We start from the raw sequence: 16,227 nt of genomic DNA, 5'->3' as shown, positions 1-16,227 counted from the left end.
GCCCCCCTCAAATGTCGTAGTCGTGTATCCGCTTCAGGGATACCTCCACGACCCGCTGGTGCACCTTGGACAGGTAGCTGTTCTCGAAAGCCAGGATGTTGAACCGTACAAGCTCGGCGCGCACGTTCTTCATGCTGCGCTTGCGGGTGATGAAGCCCGCGCGCCAGGCATCCTGAGTATCGACCTCGTGATACAGCACCATATCGACCCGGTTCTGCCCGGCCGGAGCGCAAGGGAGTAACTGGAAGTGCCCTCGCTCGCGTGCGTTCTTCTCCAAGGTGGCGAGCGTCTCTGGGCTGTTGCGCAGGCGCTGCAACGACATTTCCACATTGCTGGCGAATCGCTCCCCCGCGGTCTTGGTGATCAGCGCAAGGACTTTGTCGACCTGTTCGGCGCGCCCCGCATCCGGCCAGTGGACCTGCTCGGCAGACACTGCATCCCAGCCCATGAACTTCAACTGGTTGCGGTAGTAGGCGAACCAATCCTGCACCAACCCTTCGTCGAAGGCCGTCTGTGTGGCCCGCTCGGCCAACGCCAGGGCCAGTTTCACCTTGTCTTTCTGCGCCAGCGACAAGCCCGGCAGGAACGAGACGACGCCCGCCCCAATCACAGCAGCATTGGCTTCATTCATGTGTCATCACTCCCAGCGTCAGTCGACGAGGCTTCTCGCGTTCCTTGTCGAGTATCAAGTTGTGCAGGTCCGAGCGCTGCGAAGCAAAGTGCTGCTTGCTCAGGTTCAGCGACAGCGCCCGTACCGCCAGCTCGCCCTGCAGCTGCGTACGCTGTGCAGCGGCGGCCAGCGTCTCCCGGGTGATCGGGTGCTCGCAGCGCAGCGACACGCTGCACAGGTCGAGAATCGGCCCGGCACCGAGCAGCCCGAACTCGATGTGCAGCTCGCCCGTATCGGCCTCGTTGCGCACGGCGAAACGCAGCAGATGGTCCAGGCCCTCAGGCACGCCCGTCAGTGCCTTCGACAACGTGGCCAGTACCGCATCGACATCGATCTTGCGCTGCTTCAACCAGTTCAAGAGCGGCGTCTCCTCGTTGCGGGCAGCCCCTGGTCCAAGGGCGATCCAATCATGCGCGCTGACGAACCTGATCCAGTTCAGTGACTCGAAACCCTGGCGATAGGCAACCGCCCAAGCGTCGGGATCGTCGAAGCAGGAGCCAGCGTGCTTGTTGGCCAGCAACTGACAGTAGTGCAGTGAATCCAGGGCATCCTCGCGCTGCTGCACCTCGATGCCTGGCGGCACGAGCAACACGGTCTGGCCAATCAGGATCAGCGTGTGATCTGCATAGGTCATGGCAGGTTTTCCGGTCTGTAGAAACTAAAAAGCGCGGTGCTCGCAAGCCCGCGCCCTTGATCAGATGTCGTACTGCAGAATGTTCTCGACACTGCGCACGCCGAGCTTCTCCTCCACCGTGGCCCGCACTTTCTCGTAGACGAAGTTGTTCAGCGTCAGCACCGCTTGGCCGGCGTAGTACTCGGACTTCTCGAGCTGGAACTGCACCCCCAGTACATCTTCATCCAGGTTCGGCTCCGTCGAACGCACACAGCTCATCACCATGACCACATCGCCTTGCTCGGTTTCCAGGCAAGCCGCCATCCCGACCACGCCCCTGGCCTTGCTCTTTTTCTTGTGATGGATGATGCGGGTGTCTTTTTCGACGTCGGTCAGCTTGTCGAACGCCCGCTTGGCCAGTGCGCCCAGCTTCGTGCCGCCCAGCAGTGCAGTGCCGGCTGCACCGATGATACGCACGCCCACCGCGCCCAGCGTGACGCTCAACTGCGAGGAGGTTTCCAGTTCGAAGCTGCGGTGGGGGGTGGTGAAGCCCAGGTCACGCATCGCATCGAGGAACTTGTCGTACCAGGCCTTGCCGTTTTCCTCGATATCCAGCGCCTTGTCCGCGGCAAGGGTGGCGAAGTGGAACGCGTTCTTCACGTCGCGGCGGCTCTGTGCCGTCATGCCTGCACCACAGGCCAGCAAGTTGCCCTCGACCAGCAGGCCAGCGTCGGTGGTGGTGACTTGTTTATCATCGCTCATCTGAAACTCCTTTGGGTTGCCCCTGAACACCAGGGGCGACCACGTTAGCCAGCGCCAGCTCGGCCTGGCGGACTGAAGGAGTTCCAATAAGGTCAGCGGTGCGGGGGATACCAGCGCGGGGTATAGACCCACTGCGCGCCATCGGCATGCTTGAACACGGTGGTCGTACTGGAGCCGACCAGCACCATGGTGCGCATATCGACCATCTCAGGCAGCAACTCGCAGAGCGAGACGACGTTCAGGCTCTGCCCCGGCCTGCCGATGTCGCGCCCCAGGACGACAGGGGTCTGCCCATCCCGATGACGGCGCACGATCTCCAGGGCCTGCCCCAGTTGCCAAGGCCGGGCGCGGGAGATCGGGTTGTAGAACGCCAGCACCAGGTCGGCCTGCGCCGCCAGGTCCAGGCGCTTCTCGATGATCGACCAGGGCTTGAGGTTGTCCGACAGCGACATCACGCAGAAATCGTGCCCCAACGGTGCACCGGCCTGGGCCGCGGTGGCCAGGGAGGCGGAAACGCCGGGCAGGATCTGCAGGTCGACGCGATGCCAGGCCGGATCGCTCGATTCATGCAGCGCCTCGAGCACCGCAGCCGCCATGGCGAACACGCCAGGATCGCCCGAAGAGACCACCACCACCGAGCGCCCCTGCGCTGCAAGCTCGAAGGCGTGACGCGCACGCTGCATCTCCTCGCGGTTGTCGGTGCAGTGCAGCACCTGATCGGCGCGGAAGGGGCCGGCCATCCGCACATAGGTTTCGTAGCCCAGTACATCGTTGGCGCGGGCCAGTTCGGCCTTGACTGCCGGCACCATGAACTCCGCAGCCCCCGGGCCCAGGCCGATCACAGCCAGGCGACCGCGCGCACGTCCGACCTGCAACGGGTCGATCGGCGCCGGCGCTACAGCGATGACCACCTCACCCTGTTCGATCAGTTGCGCGCCCGCAAGCGCCTGTCCAGCCATCTCGACCAGGCTGCCGCCCTGCGCCGCGAATCGCAGGGGCACACCCAGGCTTCGGGCGGCGTCGTGCACGGCGGGCTCGGCCAGCGCATCGTCACCAGCCAGCAAGCACGCCAGCGATGCGTCGGCGATGTTCGCCGCAGCCAAAGCGTCACGCACACGGGCAGGCAGATCGGCCTGCCCGGCCTGCACAGCCACCAGTACCGAGCGCGCATGGATCAGCAACTCGTCGCGGCTGGCCGGGCGCGCCTGGCAGCCGACATGAATACTGCGTCGGGCCGCGGCGTCTTCGGGCAACTGCGCCTGGGCCAGCCAGGGCGCCGTACCTTCGATGCGCACGCGCTCGCCGGCCAGCAGGTCAGAGACGAAGCGCTTGCCCTGCTCCAGATCTGCCAAGGCGTAGCCTGCCGGCGGATTGAGCAGGCAGGTGCCGAAACGCAGCTCGCCGCTGGTGGTGATGGCCGCCGCCACACCCAGCACTTCGCCAATCTGCCGGGCCATGACATTGACCCCGCTCAGGCCGCCCAGCAGCGGCACCACGGCGCTGCCGTCCTCCGCCACCGCCAGCACCGGCGGCTCGGCGCCCTTCTCGTCGAGCAGGGGCGCCAAAGTACGAATGACGATCCCGGCCGCGCACAGGGCGATGATCGGCACACCTTCGCGGTACAGCCCACGCAGCGTGTCGCCGAAGGATTCGTAGCCGTGCTCGACGCCCTCGACCCGGCCGCTCAGGCCGTGAATCCGCGCCTGTGGATAACGCTGCTGGATACGCTGGGCGGTGGCCAGGCTGCCAGGGCCGAGAATGACGATGGCCGGTGCCTTGTCGCTGTTCATCCCTGCCATTTTTCACCCGGTACGACGATCAGCGAGAAATACGGCGAAGACTGCGGATCGACCGCGTCCAGCGCGACGATCTTCTGGTTGGCCATGGTTGCACGCTCCACGTACAGCGCGCGCTGGTCCAGGCCCAGCTCGGCGAGCACCTCGCGTACCTTGGGGAAGTTGCGCCCAAGCTTCATGATCACGGCGGCGTCGGCGTCGGCCAGGCGGCGCTTGAGCTCTTCGTGGGGCAGTACACCGGAGAGCACGGTCAGCGTCTGGTTGCGGTAGACCAGCGGCGCACCGAGCACGGAAGCCCCGCCGAGCATCGAGCACACGCCCGGGATCACCTCGGCCTCGTAGCGCTGGGCCAGGCGATCGTGCAGGTACATGTAGGAGCCGTAGAAGAACGGATCGCCTTCGCAGATCACCGCCACATCACGACCGGCATCCAGGTGTTCGGCCACCTGCACGCTGGCTTCGTCGTAGAAGTCGCTGATCACCTGCTCGTACGACAGTGGTGCCGGCAGCACCTCGGTGGTGACCGGATACACCAGTGGCAGCAGGGTCTGCTGCGCCTGCAGATGCGCCTCGATGATACCGAAGGCATTGCCGCGCTTGCCCTTGGCCACGAAATACGCCACCACCGGCGCTTCGCGCAGCAGGCGCAGGGCCTTGACCGTGATCAGTTCCGGATCGCCGGGGCCGACCCCCAGTCCGAGCAGACGTCCGCGAGGCTGCATCATTCCACCTCCGTGGCGAGGGCATTGACAGCCGCGGCGGCCATGGCGCTACCGCCCAGGCGCCCCTGCATGATGACGAACGGCACACCACGGCTGTCGGCGGCCAACATCGCCTTGGACTCGGCAGCGCCGACGAAGCCTACCGGGAAGCCGAGGATCAACGCAGGCTTGGGCGCACCCGCGTCGAGCATTTCCAGCAAGTAGAACAGCGCGGTCGGGGCATTGCCGATCACCACCACGCTGCCCTCCAGATGCGGGCGCCACAGCTCCAGGGCCACCGCCGAGCGGGTGTTGCCGGCGTCCTTGGCCAAGCCCGGCACGCTGGGGTCACGCAGGGTGCAGATGACCGGGTTGTCGGCCGGCAGGCGCGCGCGGGTGATGCCTTCGGCAACCATGTGCGCGTCGCAGAGGATCGGTGCGCCCTTGGCCAGGGCCTGGCGCCCCGCCGTTCCGGCGCCTTCGGAAAACTGCAGGCCGTCGATCGCCTCGACCATGCCGCAGGCGTGGATCACTCGCACGGCGAGCTTTTCCAGATCGGCCGGAATCCGCTCCAGGCGAGCCTCCTCGCGAATGATGCGGAAGGAATTGCGATAGATCTCCTGACCATCGCGGATGTAGTCAATCATCAAGGTGCTCCGTCGGCAGGTCGAGCATGGCGCCTGCTTCTTCTGGGGTAAGGTCGGATGCCCGCAGTCGGCCGAAACCCGGCAGGCGCGCATCGCGAAGATAAAGGTCATAACGGCCCGGGGCACGGGCCAGCAGGGTGGCCGGGGCGACATGGGCCACGGCACAGGAACGCGGGCAAGCCGTCAGGTGCACACTGGCCGGGGCGCCATGGTGCAGCAGCCCAGCGATCAACTGCGCATCGGCCTTGGTGTCGGACTGGCCCTTGGCGCAACCGCTGGAACCGGTGCAAGCGCTGATGCGTGCAAGTGGCTGCAAGACGTCGTTGATCATGCCCAGCGCCTTCGTTTCGGCCTGGGCCTGCCCGAGCAGCGATGGGTCGAAGTTCGGCAGCACCAGGCTCTGCCAGGGCGTGAGGCGCAGGCTGCCATCACCGGCCTCGCGCGCAAGCCTGGCCAGGCCGCGCAGCATGGCGGGCGTCAAGCGCCCCAGCGGCGGTGCCACGCCGAACGCACTGCCCTCACGCTGGGCCAACACACCGAGCCAGCGCGGCTTGGCGGGCGCTCGCCGCCATTGGCGCACAGCGCTGTCACGACGAATCGGCAGCCCCAGCCCTTCGACGAAATCCTGCACCGGGCAGGTCTGCAGCAACTGGCGCATCCGTGTCTGCTCGGGCGTGGCAAGATCGAGGAAGCGCTCCAGCACTGCCCGCACCAATGCCACTCCCTGGTCCAGCGGTACGGCGCCAAGGGTTGCGCCATCGCCCGGGCAGCCCGCCAGCCCGAAGGCCAGCCACACCTGCCGGTCGAGCAGCAGCGCCGACAACCACAGGTCATGGGGGTGCGCGAGCATCGCCAGGGACTCGTCAGCGTCGAGCTGCACGGCGAACTTGGCCGACAACTCATGCAGGCGCGGGGTGGTTTCCAGCAGGTGCAGGATCTGTCCGGCCAGCGGCCGAATGTCGATCAACATCGCCGGATCGACACCGGCCAGCGGGCTGAGCATCAGGTTGCGGACATCGTCACCGGCCGCCTCGCGCGGACCCAGGCCAGCATCGAGCAGGTGCCCGACCAGCGCCAGGTGGTCGTCGCCGATACCGCGGATCTGCAAATTGGCGCGGTTGGTCGCCTCGATCACTCCACCGGCGAAGCGCTCGGCAGCCTCGGCCACCGCCTCGGCCTGCTCGGCCAGCAGCAGGCCGCCGGGCAGTTTGATCCGGCAAATGCCGCCATCTCGCGCCGCGACGATGCGCCACAACCCCGGGCAAGCCGAGGGGCGGGGCGAAACGGCAGGTGTGTGGGGTGGCTTCAAGGGGGTATCCGGCAATCGTGAAGACGCGCTTCAGTGTAGAAGGCGCGGTATTATGCCTGCTTTGTCCGACGGCATGAAAAGCCGATGGTCGAGCAATGCTTCAGGACCGTGTCGTCCTTTTCGCCGCTGCGACTTGCCCGCGAAAAAGGCGACACGATTCCCAACACGACGGAAATGATCAGATGACCCCCTGGCTGACAGTAGTAGGCATCGGCGAAGACGGCTTCAGCGGCCTGGGCAAGCAGGCCCGGCGCGCGCTGCTGTCTGCTGCACGTATCTTCGGCAGCCCGCGTCAGCTCGCCCTGCTGCCACGCTGCGTGGTCGGCGAGCGCCTGACGTGGTCCAGCCCGTTCTCCCTCGCCCCTGTGCTGGCCTTGTCCGGCGAGCCCGTGTGCGTGCTGGCCAGCGGCGACCCGATGTTCTACGGCGTTGGCGCAAGCCTTGCGCGCCAGGTCCCGGCCGAACAGATGCAGGTGCTGTCGATGCCCTCCTCCTGCGCCCTGGCCGCCGCGCGCCTGGGCTGGCCGTTGCAGGACGTGCAGGTGGTGTCAGTGGTCGCGCGGCCGCTGGCGGCGCTCAATGCCCAGCTCTACAGCGGTGTGCGCCTGCTGGTGCTGAGCAATGACGGCGACAGCCCTGCAGCCATTGCGCAATTGTTGCGTGAACGCGGCTTCGGCCCGAGCCGGATGCAGGTGTTCGAACACTTGGGCGGCCCCGATGAGAAGCACCTGAATGGCAGCGCAGAAGACTGGCCCCACGCCCAGGCCGCAGCACTGAACCTGGTCGCCATCGAATGCCAGGCAGCGCCGGACAGCCCGCGCCTGTCGCCGATCAGCGGCCTGCCCGACAGCGCCTTTCGCCACGACGGCCAGTTGACCAAACGCGACGTGCGCGCCATCACCCTGGCACGCCTGGCGCCTCAACCCGGCGAACTGCTGTGGGATGTCGGCGCCGGATGCGGCTCGATCGGTATCGAATGGATGCGCGCCCACCCCAGCTGCCGCGCACTGGCCATCGAGGCCGACGAAGGTCGCCAGGCATTCATCGAATTCAACCGCGACCGACTCGGCGTTCCTGGCCTGCAACTGATCCGCGGCAAGGCACCGCAAGCCCTGGCCGGTCTCGAACGCCCCGACGCCATTTTCATCGGCGGCGGCGTCACCGGCGAAGGCGTACTGCCCTTGTGCTGGGAGCGCCTGCGCCCTGGAGGGCGGCTGGTGGCCAATGCCGTGACCTTGCAGAGCGAACTGGCCCTGGCGCATTTCCGTGAGCGACACGGCGGCGAACTGACCCGCATCCATGTAGCCCAGGCCCAGGCCCTAGGCAGTTTCGACACCTGGCGCCAGGCCCTGCCGATCACGCTGCTCGAGGTGGTGAAGCCCTTCGATGCGTGAAGAAACCCGCGAACAGCCCGCGCCACTTCGCAGTGGCCTGACCACCGGCAGTTGTGCCACCGCCACCAGCCTGGCGGCAGCGCAGTTGCTGCTCACCGGCCAGTCCAACGACGCCGTGCAGATCACCCTGCCCAAGGGCAAGCAGGTGCAGATGCGCCTTGAATTCTGCCGCCGAGACGGCGAGCGCGCCGAGGCCGGCACCTTGAAAGACGCAGGCGACGATCCCGACGTGACCCACGGTGCCCTGCTCTACAGCCAGGTACGCCTGACCGACGAGCCGGGCGTGCGCTTCGTAGCCGGGCAAGGCGTGGGCACGGTGACGCGCCCCGGCCTGGTACTGGCAGTCGGGGAACCGGCGATCAACCCCGTGCCGCGGCGGATGATCAGCGAGCACCTGCAGCGACTGGCAGGCGACTGCGCCTACGCGGGCGGATTCGAGGTCACGGTAAATGTGCAGGGTGGCGCGGAGCTTGCGCTCAAGACCATGAACCCGCGGCTGGGCATTCTCGGCGGGCTGTCGATCCTCGGCACCAGCGGTATCGTCCGGCCATTTTCCTGCTCGGCCTACATCGCCTCGATCCACCAGGGCATCGACGTGGCCCACACCAACGGCTACACCCACATCGCCGCCTGCACTGGCAACGCCAGCGAAGACACCATGCGCCGGGTCTACGGGCTGCCGGAGATCGCCCTGATCGAGATGGGCGACTTCGTCGGCGCGGTGCTCAAGCACCTGCGCAAAGTGCCGGTACCGCGCCTGACCCTGTGTGGCGGTTTCGGCAAGATCAGCAAGCTGGCCGCCGGCCACATGGACCTGCACAGCCGTCATTCGAGCATCGACCTGCCGCAACTGGCAGGCTGGGCCGCGGATATCGGCGCGGACCCCGCGCTGCAGGCGGCGATCATCGGTGCCAACACCAGCCAACAGGCACTGGCGCTCGCCCATGCCGCCGGTATCGCCCTGGGCGATAGCGTCTGCGCCCACGCCCTGACATTCGCCCGCAGCGTGGTGCCTGCACAGGTGCAGGTCGAGGTATTCGCCATCGACCGTCAGGGCGGTGTCGTCGGCAAGGCAGGTGTGCAATGACCGGCCGTATCCTGCTGCTGGGCGGCGTCACCGAGGCGCTGGCCATCGCCCGGTTGCTGGGGCCTGAGCATGTCTACAGCCTCGCCGGTATCGGCCGCATCCCGCAGGATCTGGCCTGTCAGGTGCGGGTGGGCGGTTACGGCGGGGCCGACGGCCTGGCCGACTACCTGCAACGCGAACGGATCGCGCTGCTGATCGACGCCACCCACCCCTATGCCGCACAGATCAGCGCCAATGCCGCGCAGGCGGCGAAGGCGGCGGGCATTCCCTGCTGGGCCTTGCGTCGCCCCGCCTGGCAACCGCAGCCGGGTGACGACTGGCGCGAGGTCGAGGGCTGGGATGAGTTGATCGACGCACTGGCGCCTTTCAAGCGCCCGTTGTTCACCCTGGGGCGCGAGCCGCTGCAACATCTCGAAGACATTCCGCCCCACCAGTTCTGGACCTTGCGCGCCCTGGAAGCCTGCCCGGGCAATGATCGCTGCGAGGTGATCGGTGCCCGTGGCCCGTTCCACCTCGAGGATGAGCGGGCGCTGTTCGAACGGCGCCAGATCGATGTGCTGGTGAGCAAGAACAGTGGCAGCGCCGCGACCGAGCCGAAGCTTGAAGTGGCGCGCGAGCGCGGGGTGCCGGTGCTGGTGTTGAAGCGCCCTGAGCTGCCGGAGGTGAATCGGCTGTTCGGATCGGTGGCGCAACTGCGCGAAGCCTTGTCGATGTGAGCAGCAGGCTCGGCTCGCGCGGGAGCTGCGCAGCAGCCCCAGCCATTTCCGACACATTCATCATCCAGCTCGGAATAGTCTTCCAGTCCCCCCTGCCTTAGACTTCAGCCTCCCTCACCGCAAGGCCCTGCCCATATGGAAATGCAATGGTGGATCTGGCTCGTCTTCGGCATCGCCCTGGTCCTGCTCGAACTGGTCCTGCCAACCTTCTTCATCCTCTGGTTCGGCATCGGCGCCATCCTGGTGTCGCTGATTGCCCTGGCCGCCCCTGCACTGCAACTGGACATGCAGGTGCTGCTATGGGTGGCATTCTCCTCCCTCACCACCCTGCTGTGGTTCAAGCTGTTCCGGCGCAAGAAGCCGGACGTACGCTGGACTGCAGACAGCGTGATCGGTGAAGTCGGCCTGCTGACCGCCAGCGTGTCGCAGTTCCAGAAAGGCCGGGTGCGCTTCCAGAAGCCCATCCTCGGCAACGAAGAATGGACCTGCGTCGCCGACAGCGACATCCCCGCCGGCGAGCGCGTTCGCCTGGCAGCCATCGAAGGCAACACCGCGCGGGTTACCCGCCCCTGAACCTGTCTTGAAAGGAAGCTTGAAATGACCAGCCTCATCGTCGTCGCCGCCATCGCCCTGTTCGTCCTAATCACCCTGTTCAAGGGGGTGCGCATCGTGCCCCAGGGCGAGGAATGGATCGTCGAACGCCTGGGCCGTTACCACACCACGCTCAAACCCGGCTTGAACATCGTCATCCCCTACATGGACGTGATCGCCTACCGCCTGCCGACCAAGGACATCATCCTCGACGTGCAGCAACAGGAAATCATCACCCGCGACAACGCGGTGATCGTCGCCAACGCCCTGTGCTTTGCCAAGGTGGTCGACCCGCAGAAGGCCTCGTACGGCGTGCAGGACTTCTCCTTCGCGGTCACCAGCCTGACCATGACTTCGCTGCGCGCCATCGTCGGCGCCATGGACCTCGACGAAGCGTTGTCGAGCCGCGAGCAGATCAAGGCGCGCCTGCGCGAGGCGATGTCCGAACAGACCGAAGACTGGGGCGTGACCGTGCGTTCGGTGGAGATCCAGGACATCAAACCGTCGGAGAACATGCAGGTGGCCATGGAGCGCCAGGCTGCGGCCGAGCGTGAGCGTAAAGCTGACGTAACCCGTGCCGAAGGCGCCAAGCAGGCGGCGATTCTCGAAGCCGAGGCGCGCCTGCAGTCAGCCAAGCTCGATGCCGAGGCACAGATCAACCTGGCCGAAGCCTCGGCCCGGGCGATTTCGCTGGTGCGTGAAGCGGTGGGCAATGAGACCACCCCGGCCATGTACCTGCTGGGTGAGCGCTACATCGGCGCGATGGAAAACCTCGCCGGGAGCGACAATTCGAAAGTCGTAGTGTTGCCAGCGGACCTGCAGGAGACAGTGCGCGGCCTGCTGGGGCGCGGCAAGGCCTGATACCGGCGGTGACTGCTTCGCGGGCAAGTCGGGGGGCCGACAGCTGCGGCACTTCACCGCACCCCCGCATTTTTACCTATACTCCGCCGTACAATAGCCACCTGATTCCTGACCGGATCTCTCCATGACCCCACGTCGGCACATCGCCTGGATAGCCTGCCTTGCAGTGCTGTTCAACCTGCTGGCCATGCCGCTGTCTTGCGCCGTGCCCAAGGGCCCGGCCGAGCAGCTGCTGTGGGGTGCCTTCTGCTCGACTGGCGCGGGCAAGGCCAAGCTCGATGTCCAGGCCCTGGCCAAGATCGACCTGGGCCAACAGGACGACCACTCCAACATGCAGCACTGCTGGTGCTGCTCGGGTGCCTCGCCTGTGCTCGCCCTGGCCAGCCACGCAGCGCAACTGCACAACCCGCCGCAACTGCGCTTCGGCCAGGCGCCGCCACTCGCCACGCACCAGTCCACGCCGCGCCAGCTCTGGCCGGCGCTCAATCCGCGAGCCTCTCCACTGGCCTGAGTTCAAGACGCTCTTCCTGAACCCGTACAGACCGGAGACCCACCATGCTCAAGCAAGCCCTCATCCTGGCCACCCTGCTGCTGCCCAGCGCCTTCGCCAGCGCCCACGAATACAGTGTCGGCGACCTGCATATCGCCCATCCCTGGTCGCTGGAGCTGCCACCCAACGCGCCCAATGTCGCGGCCTATTTCATCGTTCACAACAACGGTAAGGTCGACGACCGCCTGTTGAGCGTCGACAGCCCCGTCAGCGATGACGCCCAGTTGCACGAACACATCAAGACCGCCGCCGGTGCCATGAAGATGCAGCAGGTGCAGAGTGTGGTTGTGCCCGCAGGCAAGGACCTGACCTTCGCCCCCAGCGCCTACCACGTGATGCTGATGCAGCCCAAGGACCGCAGCCTGCTCACTGACGGCAAGCGCTTCCCGCTCACCCTGCACTTCGAGAAAGCCGGTGACATCACCGTCGAGGTCGCTGTGCAGAAGCAGCCGCCCGCCGATCAGGCAGGACACGAACACGCGCACTGACCGCTGACAGGCGCTCGTCATGAGCTTGCCGCGCAACAGCACAGCCCGCAGCACCCGCCCTGATCGCAGACGCGTCGGTGGCGGCTGGCTGAGCCTGTTCGCCATGTGGATGATCTTCATCGGCCCACTGGTTTCCCAGTCGATGCCGATGGATCACCACGCCGGCATGAACATGAGCATGGCCATGGACATGCCCATGGCCTCGGGGCATTCGCATGCCGGGCAAGACCACCACGGCCACGGCAACGATGGCCAGCTACACGCGGACTGGGAGAAATGCGGCTATTGCAGCCTGCTGTTCAACTGCCCCGCCCTGCCCCAGACCCTCAGCCCACTCAGCCTCGCCAGCGCCATCCCGTCCACCCTCACCACCTACCCGACCCGCCAGGGCCATGCCCTGCAAGCGGTGTTTCCCGGTGCCCGCAGCCGCGCCCCACCTGCGTCGATCAACGTCTGACCACCCCGTTTAACGCCCGAAGCCAGGAGGCTTCGCGCTTACTCATGACTGATCGACTGGAATCATTATGTCCGGCTGCACCCCTGTTTCTGCCCTGTCCCGCCATGGGACCCTCGCCATGCTCTGCGGCTCGCTGCTGAGCCCGCTGGCACTCGCCGTCGAGCCTGGCCACGAAGGCCATGACACCCCGGAACTGAGCCCGACGGTGATCACCGCCATCGCGCCCAGCTCGCCGCTGACCGTGGTCACCAACCCCAAGGATCCCCGCCAGCCGGTGCCGGCCAGCGACGGCGCCGACTACCTCAAGACCATCCCCGGCTTTTCCGCCATCCGCTCCGGCGGCACCAACGGCGACCCGGTGCTGCGCGGCATGTTCGGCTCGCGCCTGAACATCCTCACCAACGGCGGCGTGATGCTCGGCGCCTGCCCCAACCGCATGGACGCCCCGACCTCGTACATCTCGCCGGAAACCTACGACCGCCTGACCGTGATCAAAGGCCCGCAAAGCGTGATCTGGGGCCCCGGCGGTTCGGCTGGCACCATCCTCTTCGAGCGCGAGCCGGAGAAATTCGGCACCCTCGGCAGCCGGGTCAACGCCAGCCTGCTCGCCGGCTCCAACGGCCGCTTCGACAAGGTGCTCGACGCCGCCGCCGGCAACAGCCAGGCCTACGCGCGCTTCGTCGGCAACCAATCGCGCTCGGATGACTACAAGGACGGCAACGGCGATACCGTGCCGTCGCGCTGGGACAAATGGAACGGCGACGTGACCCTCGGCTGGACCCCGGATACCGACACCCTGCTCGAACTCACCGCCGGTAAGGGCGATGGCGAGGCGCGCTACGCCGGGCGCGGCATGGACGGCTCGCAGTTCAAGCGCGAAAGCCTGGGCCTGCGCTTTGAAAAGTCCAACCTCGGCGAGGTGCTCGACAAGGTCGAGGCGCAGGTCTACTACAACTACGCCGACCACGTGATGGACAACTACAGCCTGCGCACGCCCTCGGGCAGCGGCATGATGGGCATGCCCATGGTCAGCAATGTCGATCGCCGTACCCTCGGCGCACGCATCAAGGCGACCTGGCGCTGGGCCGACGTGCAGTTGATCAGCGGCATCGACGCGCAGACCAACGAACACCGCAAACGCGGCGGCATGGGCGTCGATGCGCACAAGGGCCAGCCCTGGACCAAGGACGCCGACTTCCATAACTACGGCGTGTTCAGCGAGCTGACCTGGTACGCCACCGGCGAGGATCGCCTGATCAGCGGCGCGCGCCTGGACCGCGCCTCGGCCCGCGACTTCCGCCAGGCCAGTGCCACCAACGGCGACACCCGCGCCGATACCCTGCCCAGCGGCTTCATCCGCTACGAGCATGACCTGGCGTCGATCCCGGCCACCAGCTATATCGGCCTGGGCCACGCCCAGCGCTTCCCCGACTACTGGGAGCTGTTCTCGCCAACCAACGGCCCGCGTGGCTCGGTCAATGCCTTCGACAGCATCAAGCCAGAGAAGACCACCCAGCTCGACTTCGGCATCCAGTACCAGGACGAACGCCTGCAGGCCTGGGCCTCCGGCTACGTCGGGCAGATCCGCGACTACATCCTGTTCGACTACCGCAGCATGATGGGCATGAGCAGCACCCAGGCGCAGAACATCGACGCCCGCATCATGGGTGGCGAGCTGGGCGCGGCCTACAAGCTGGACGAGAACTGGAAGGCCGACGCCACGCTGGCCTACGCCTGGGGCAAGAACAGCAGCGACGGCAAGGCCCTGCCGCAGATGCCCCCGCTGGAAAGCCGCCTGGGCCTGAGCTACAGCCGCGATACCTGGAGCGTCGGTGCGCTGTGGCGGCTGGTCGCGGCGCAGAACCGCATCGCCGAGAACCAGGGCAACGTGGTGGGCAAGGACTACGAGAAGAGCGGCGGTTTCGGCGTGTTCTCGCTCAACGGTGCCTACAAGGTCAACCACAACCTCAAGCTCAGCGCGGGCGTCGACAACCTGTTCGACAAGGCCTACGCCGAGCACTTGAACCTGGCCGGGAACGCCGGGTTCGGCTATCCGGCGGCAGACCCGCAGCCGGTCAACGAGCCGGGCAGGACCTTCTGGACCAAGGTCGATTTCAGCTTCTGACAATAACAACCGGGGCGCGGGCCTGACCGCGCCCCACCTGGTCGAACGGGAGGCTCCATGAGCAAACCAAAGCAATCCTTCTACAACCTGGCCTGGCGCTGGCATTTCTATGCCGGGCTGTTCGTCGCACCCTTCATGATCCTGCTGGCGATCACCGGGATCATCTACCTGTTCAAGCCGCAGCTCGACCCGTGGATGTACCGCGACCTGATGGTGGTCGAGGCCGGCCAGCAACGCCAAAGCGCCGATACCCTGCTGGCCCAGGTGCGCCAGGCTTATCCACAGGGCCATGTCGGCCAGTACCTGCCACCGTTGAACGCCGAGCGCAGCGCGCAGTTCGTGGTGCATGACGGCGGCCGCGAACTGAACGTGTTCGTCGACCCGTACAGCGCCAAGGTGCTGGGCGCGCAGGACGGCAAGCAGAACCTGCAGGCCATCGCCCGTGCCCTGCATGGCGAGCTGATGGTCGGCACCGTCGGCGATCGGCTGGTGGAGCTGGCCGCAGGCTGGGGCATCGTGCTGGTGGTGTCCGGGCTTTATCTGTGGTGGCCACGTGGCCGCAACAGCCGTGGCGTACTGTGGCCACGCCTGTCGGCACGCGGGCGCGTGCTGTGGCGCGACCTGCATGCGGTCAGCGGCTTCTGGGGTTCGGCGCTGCTGTTGCTGATGCTGCTCAGCGGCATGACCTGGACCGGGCTGTGGGGCAAACAGTACGCCGATCTGTGGAACCGTTTCCCGGCGGCGATGTGGAACGACGTACCGAAATCCGACCAGCAGGCCGGCGCGCTGAACAGCGCCCATCGCCAGACCGTGCCCTGGGCCCTGGAAAACACGCCGATGCCGGTGTCCGGCGCGCATGCCGAGCACATGGGCCATCACGACATGCACAGCGCCCCAGCCGCGCCGCAGATCACCCTGCAGCAGGTCGAGGACCTGGCCAACGCCCGCGGCGTGGCGCCGGGCTACAGCATCACCTCGCCGAGTACCGCTGAAGGTGTGTTCACCATCGCGGTGTTCGCCGACGATCCGCGCAACGACGCCACCCTGCATGTTGACCAGTACACCGGCAAGGTCCTGGCCGACGTGCGCTGGCACGACTACAGCCCGGTAGCCCGCGCCACCGAGCTTGGGGTGATGCTGCACGAGGGCAAGATGTTCGGGGCGCTCAACCAGATCGTCATCCTGCTGGTGTGCCTGATGATCCTGCTGGGCTCGGTGAGCGGGCTGGTGATGTGGTGGAAGCGCCGCCCGTCAGGCGGGCTTGGCGTGCCGCCGCTGCGTCATGACCTGCCGCGCTGGAAGACTGCCGTGGGGGTGATGCTGGTGCTGGGTGTCGTGTTCCCGCTGGTAGGGGTGTCGATGGTAGTGATGTGGGTGGTGGACAGCCTGGTGGTGCGGCGCGGGCGGGTCGCGGTACAGGCCTGAATCGCGTCGGCCTTTTCGCGGGCAAGCCCGCTCCC

Annotated in this window: 17 protein-coding genes; 10 read left to right on the top strand and 7 right to left on the bottom strand. The window is 66.4% G+C overall.

Going from position 1 to position 16,227, the window contains the following annotated elements:
- Positions 1–7: 7 nt before the first annotated feature.
- From HU729_RS15080 to cobG, 7 genes are all read right to left on the bottom strand, one after another.
- Positions 8–631 (bottom strand): hypothetical protein, encoded by a 624-nt coding sequence (locus HU729_RS15080; RefSeq protein WP_186710794.1) that lies wholly within the window; start codon positions 629–631, stop codon positions 8–10.
- Complete coding sequence (locus tag HU729_RS15075; RefSeq protein WP_186710792.1) at positions 624–1,304, bottom strand: hypothetical protein; 681 nt, start codon at positions 1,302–1,304, stop codon at positions 624–626. Before HU729_RS15075 ends, HU729_RS15080 begins: the two co-directional genes overlap by 8 nt.
- A 60-nt stretch (positions 1,305–1,364) precedes the next feature.
- Positions 1,365–2,045, bottom strand: a complete 681-nt coding sequence (locus HU729_RS15070; RefSeq protein WP_186666000.1) for a hypothetical protein — start codon at positions 2,043–2,045, stop codon at positions 1,365–1,367.
- 92 nt (positions 2,046–2,137) lie between these two features.
- Positions 2,138–3,844: a precorrin-3B C(17)-methyltransferase gene (cobJ, locus tag HU729_RS15065; protein ID WP_186710790.1), complete on the bottom strand. Its 1,707-nt coding sequence runs from the start codon at positions 3,842–3,844 to the stop codon at positions 2,138–2,140.
- Positions 3,832–4,563 carry a precorrin-2 C(20)-methyltransferase gene (locus HU729_RS15060; protein WP_186710806.1) on the bottom strand — a complete coding sequence of 244 codons (732 nt, stop codon included), beginning with the start codon at positions 4,561–4,563 and terminating at the stop codon, positions 3,832–3,834. Before HU729_RS15060 ends, cobJ begins: the two co-directional genes overlap by 13 nt.
- A complete protein-coding gene (locus HU729_RS15055) occupies positions 4,563–5,189 on the bottom strand; it encodes a precorrin-8X methylmutase (protein WP_054894218.1) in 627 nt (208 codons plus the stop codon). Before HU729_RS15055 ends, HU729_RS15060 begins: the two co-directional genes overlap by 1 nt.
- Complete coding sequence (gene cobG / locus HU729_RS15050; protein ID WP_186710788.1) at positions 5,182–6,498, bottom strand: precorrin-3B synthase; 1,317 nt, start codon at positions 6,496–6,498, stop codon at positions 5,182–5,184. The genes HU729_RS15055 and cobG overlap by 8 nt, the downstream gene beginning before the upstream one ends.
- A 182-nt stretch (positions 6,499–6,680) precedes the next feature.
- Between cobG and cbiE the strand changes: the two genes are divergently transcribed.
- The 10 genes from cbiE to HU729_RS15000 all read left to right on the top strand — a co-directional run bounded on the left by cbiE (position 6,681) and on the right by HU729_RS15000 (position 16,192).
- A complete protein-coding gene (gene cbiE, locus HU729_RS15045) occupies positions 6,681–7,892 on the top strand; it encodes a precorrin-6y C5,15-methyltransferase (decarboxylating) subunit CbiE (protein WP_186710787.1) in 1,212 nt (403 codons plus the stop codon).
- Positions 7,885–8,979, top strand: a complete 1,095-nt coding sequence (locus HU729_RS15040) for a cobalt-precorrin-5B (C(1))-methyltransferase (RefSeq protein WP_186710786.1) — start codon at positions 7,885–7,887, stop codon at positions 8,977–8,979. The genes cbiE and HU729_RS15040 overlap by 8 nt, the downstream gene beginning before the upstream one ends.
- Positions 8,976–9,695 (top strand): cobalt-precorrin-6A reductase, encoded by a 720-nt coding sequence (locus HU729_RS15035; protein WP_186665992.1) that lies wholly within the window; start codon positions 8,976–8,978, stop codon positions 9,693–9,695. Before HU729_RS15040 ends, HU729_RS15035 begins: the two co-directional genes overlap by 4 nt.
- 135 nt (positions 9,696–9,830) lie before the next feature.
- Positions 9,831–10,268 (top strand): NfeD family protein, encoded by a 438-nt coding sequence (locus HU729_RS15030; RefSeq protein WP_054894581.1) that lies wholly within the window; start codon positions 9,831–9,833, stop codon positions 10,266–10,268.
- Positions 10,269–10,292: 24 nt separating this feature from the next.
- Positions 10,293–11,147 (top strand): SPFH domain-containing protein, encoded by an 855-nt coding sequence (locus HU729_RS15025; RefSeq protein ID WP_186665990.1) that lies wholly within the window; start codon positions 10,293–10,295, stop codon positions 11,145–11,147.
- Between the two features lie 124 nt (positions 11,148–11,271).
- Entirely contained in the window at positions 11,272–11,658 is a 387-nt protein-coding gene (locus HU729_RS15020) for a DUF2946 domain-containing protein (RefSeq protein ID WP_186665988.1), read from the top strand.
- A gap of 44 nt (positions 11,659–11,702) precedes the next feature.
- Positions 11,703–12,185 (top strand): copper chaperone PCu(A)C, encoded by a 483-nt coding sequence (locus tag HU729_RS15015; protein ID WP_186665986.1) that lies wholly within the window; start codon positions 11,703–11,705, stop codon positions 12,183–12,185.
- 19 nt (positions 12,186–12,204) lie between these two features.
- Positions 12,205–12,642: a DUF2946 domain-containing protein gene (locus HU729_RS15010; protein ID WP_186665984.1), complete on the top strand. Its 438-nt coding sequence runs from the start codon at positions 12,205–12,207 to the stop codon at positions 12,640–12,642.
- A gap of 67 nt (positions 12,643–12,709) precedes the next feature.
- A complete protein-coding gene (locus HU729_RS15005) occupies positions 12,710–14,767 on the top strand; it encodes a TonB-dependent copper receptor (RefSeq protein ID WP_186710785.1) in 2,058 nt (685 codons plus the stop codon).
- 57 nt (positions 14,768–14,824) lie between these two features.
- Entirely contained in the window at positions 14,825–16,192 is a 1,368-nt protein-coding gene (locus HU729_RS15000; RefSeq protein WP_186710784.1) for a PepSY domain-containing protein, read from the top strand.
- Positions 16,193–16,227 lie beyond the last annotated feature (35 nt).

This window comes from Pseudomonas sp. RW10S2, assembly GCF_014268985.1.
GTDB classification, from domain to species: domain Bacteria; phylum Pseudomonadota; class Gammaproteobacteria; order Pseudomonadales; family Pseudomonadaceae; genus Aquipseudomonas; species Aquipseudomonas wayambapalatensis.
Note: the sequence above shows the minus strand (reverse complement) of the source record. Positions and strands in the feature narration are given on the sequence as shown.

Bases quoted from the DNA above. Each gene is read 5' to 3' on its own strand.
- HU729_RS15000 (WP_186710784.1), top strand. From the start codon at position 14,825: ATGAGCAAACCAAAGCAATCCTTCTACAACCTGGCCTGGCGCTGGCAT.
- HU729_RS15080 (WP_186710794.1), bottom strand. From the start codon at position 631: ATGAATGAAGCCAATGCTGCTGTGATTGGGGCGGGCGTCGTCTCGTTC.
- HU729_RS15075 (WP_186710792.1), bottom strand. From the start codon at position 1,304: ATGACCTATGCAGATCACACGCTGATCCTGATTGGCCAGACCGTGTTG.
- HU729_RS15010 (WP_186665984.1), top strand. From the start codon at position 12,205: ATGAGCTTGCCGCGCAACAGCACAGCCCGCAGCACCCGCCCTGATCGC.
- HU729_RS15055 (WP_054894218.1), bottom strand. From the start codon at position 5,189: ATGATTGACTACATCCGCGATGGTCAGGAGATCTATCGCAATTCCTTC.
- cbiE (WP_186710787.1), top strand. From the start codon at position 6,681: ATGACCCCCTGGCTGACAGTAGTAGGCATCGGCGAAGACGGCTTCAGC.
- HU729_RS15035 (WP_186665992.1), top strand. From the start codon at position 8,976: ATGACCGGCCGTATCCTGCTGCTGGGCGGCGTCACCGAGGCGCTGGCC.
- HU729_RS15025 (WP_186665990.1), top strand. From the start codon at position 10,293: ATGACCAGCCTCATCGTCGTCGCCGCCATCGCCCTGTTCGTCCTAATC.
- HU729_RS15070 (WP_186666000.1), bottom strand. From the start codon at position 2,045: ATGAGCGATGATAAACAAGTCACCACCACCGACGCTGGCCTGCTGGTC.
- HU729_RS15005 (WP_186710785.1), top strand. From the start codon at position 12,710: ATGTCCGGCTGCACCCCTGTTTCTGCCCTGTCCCGCCATGGGACCCTC.
- HU729_RS15015 (WP_186665986.1), top strand. From the start codon at position 11,703: ATGCTCAAGCAAGCCCTCATCCTGGCCACCCTGCTGCTGCCCAGCGCC.
- HU729_RS15020 (WP_186665988.1), top strand. From the start codon at position 11,272: ATGACCCCACGTCGGCACATCGCCTGGATAGCCTGCCTTGCAGTGCTG.
- HU729_RS15030 (WP_054894581.1), top strand. From the start codon at position 9,831: ATGGAAATGCAATGGTGGATCTGGCTCGTCTTCGGCATCGCCCTGGTC.
- HU729_RS15060 (WP_186710806.1), bottom strand. From the start codon at position 4,563: ATGCAGCCTCGCGGACGTCTGCTCGGACTGGGGGTCGGCCCCGGCGAT.
- cobJ (WP_186710790.1), bottom strand. From the start codon at position 3,844: ATGGCAGGGATGAACAGCGACAAGGCACCGGCCATCGTCATTCTCGGC.
- HU729_RS15040 (WP_186710786.1), top strand. From the start codon at position 7,885: ATGCGTGAAGAAACCCGCGAACAGCCCGCGCCACTTCGCAGTGGCCTG.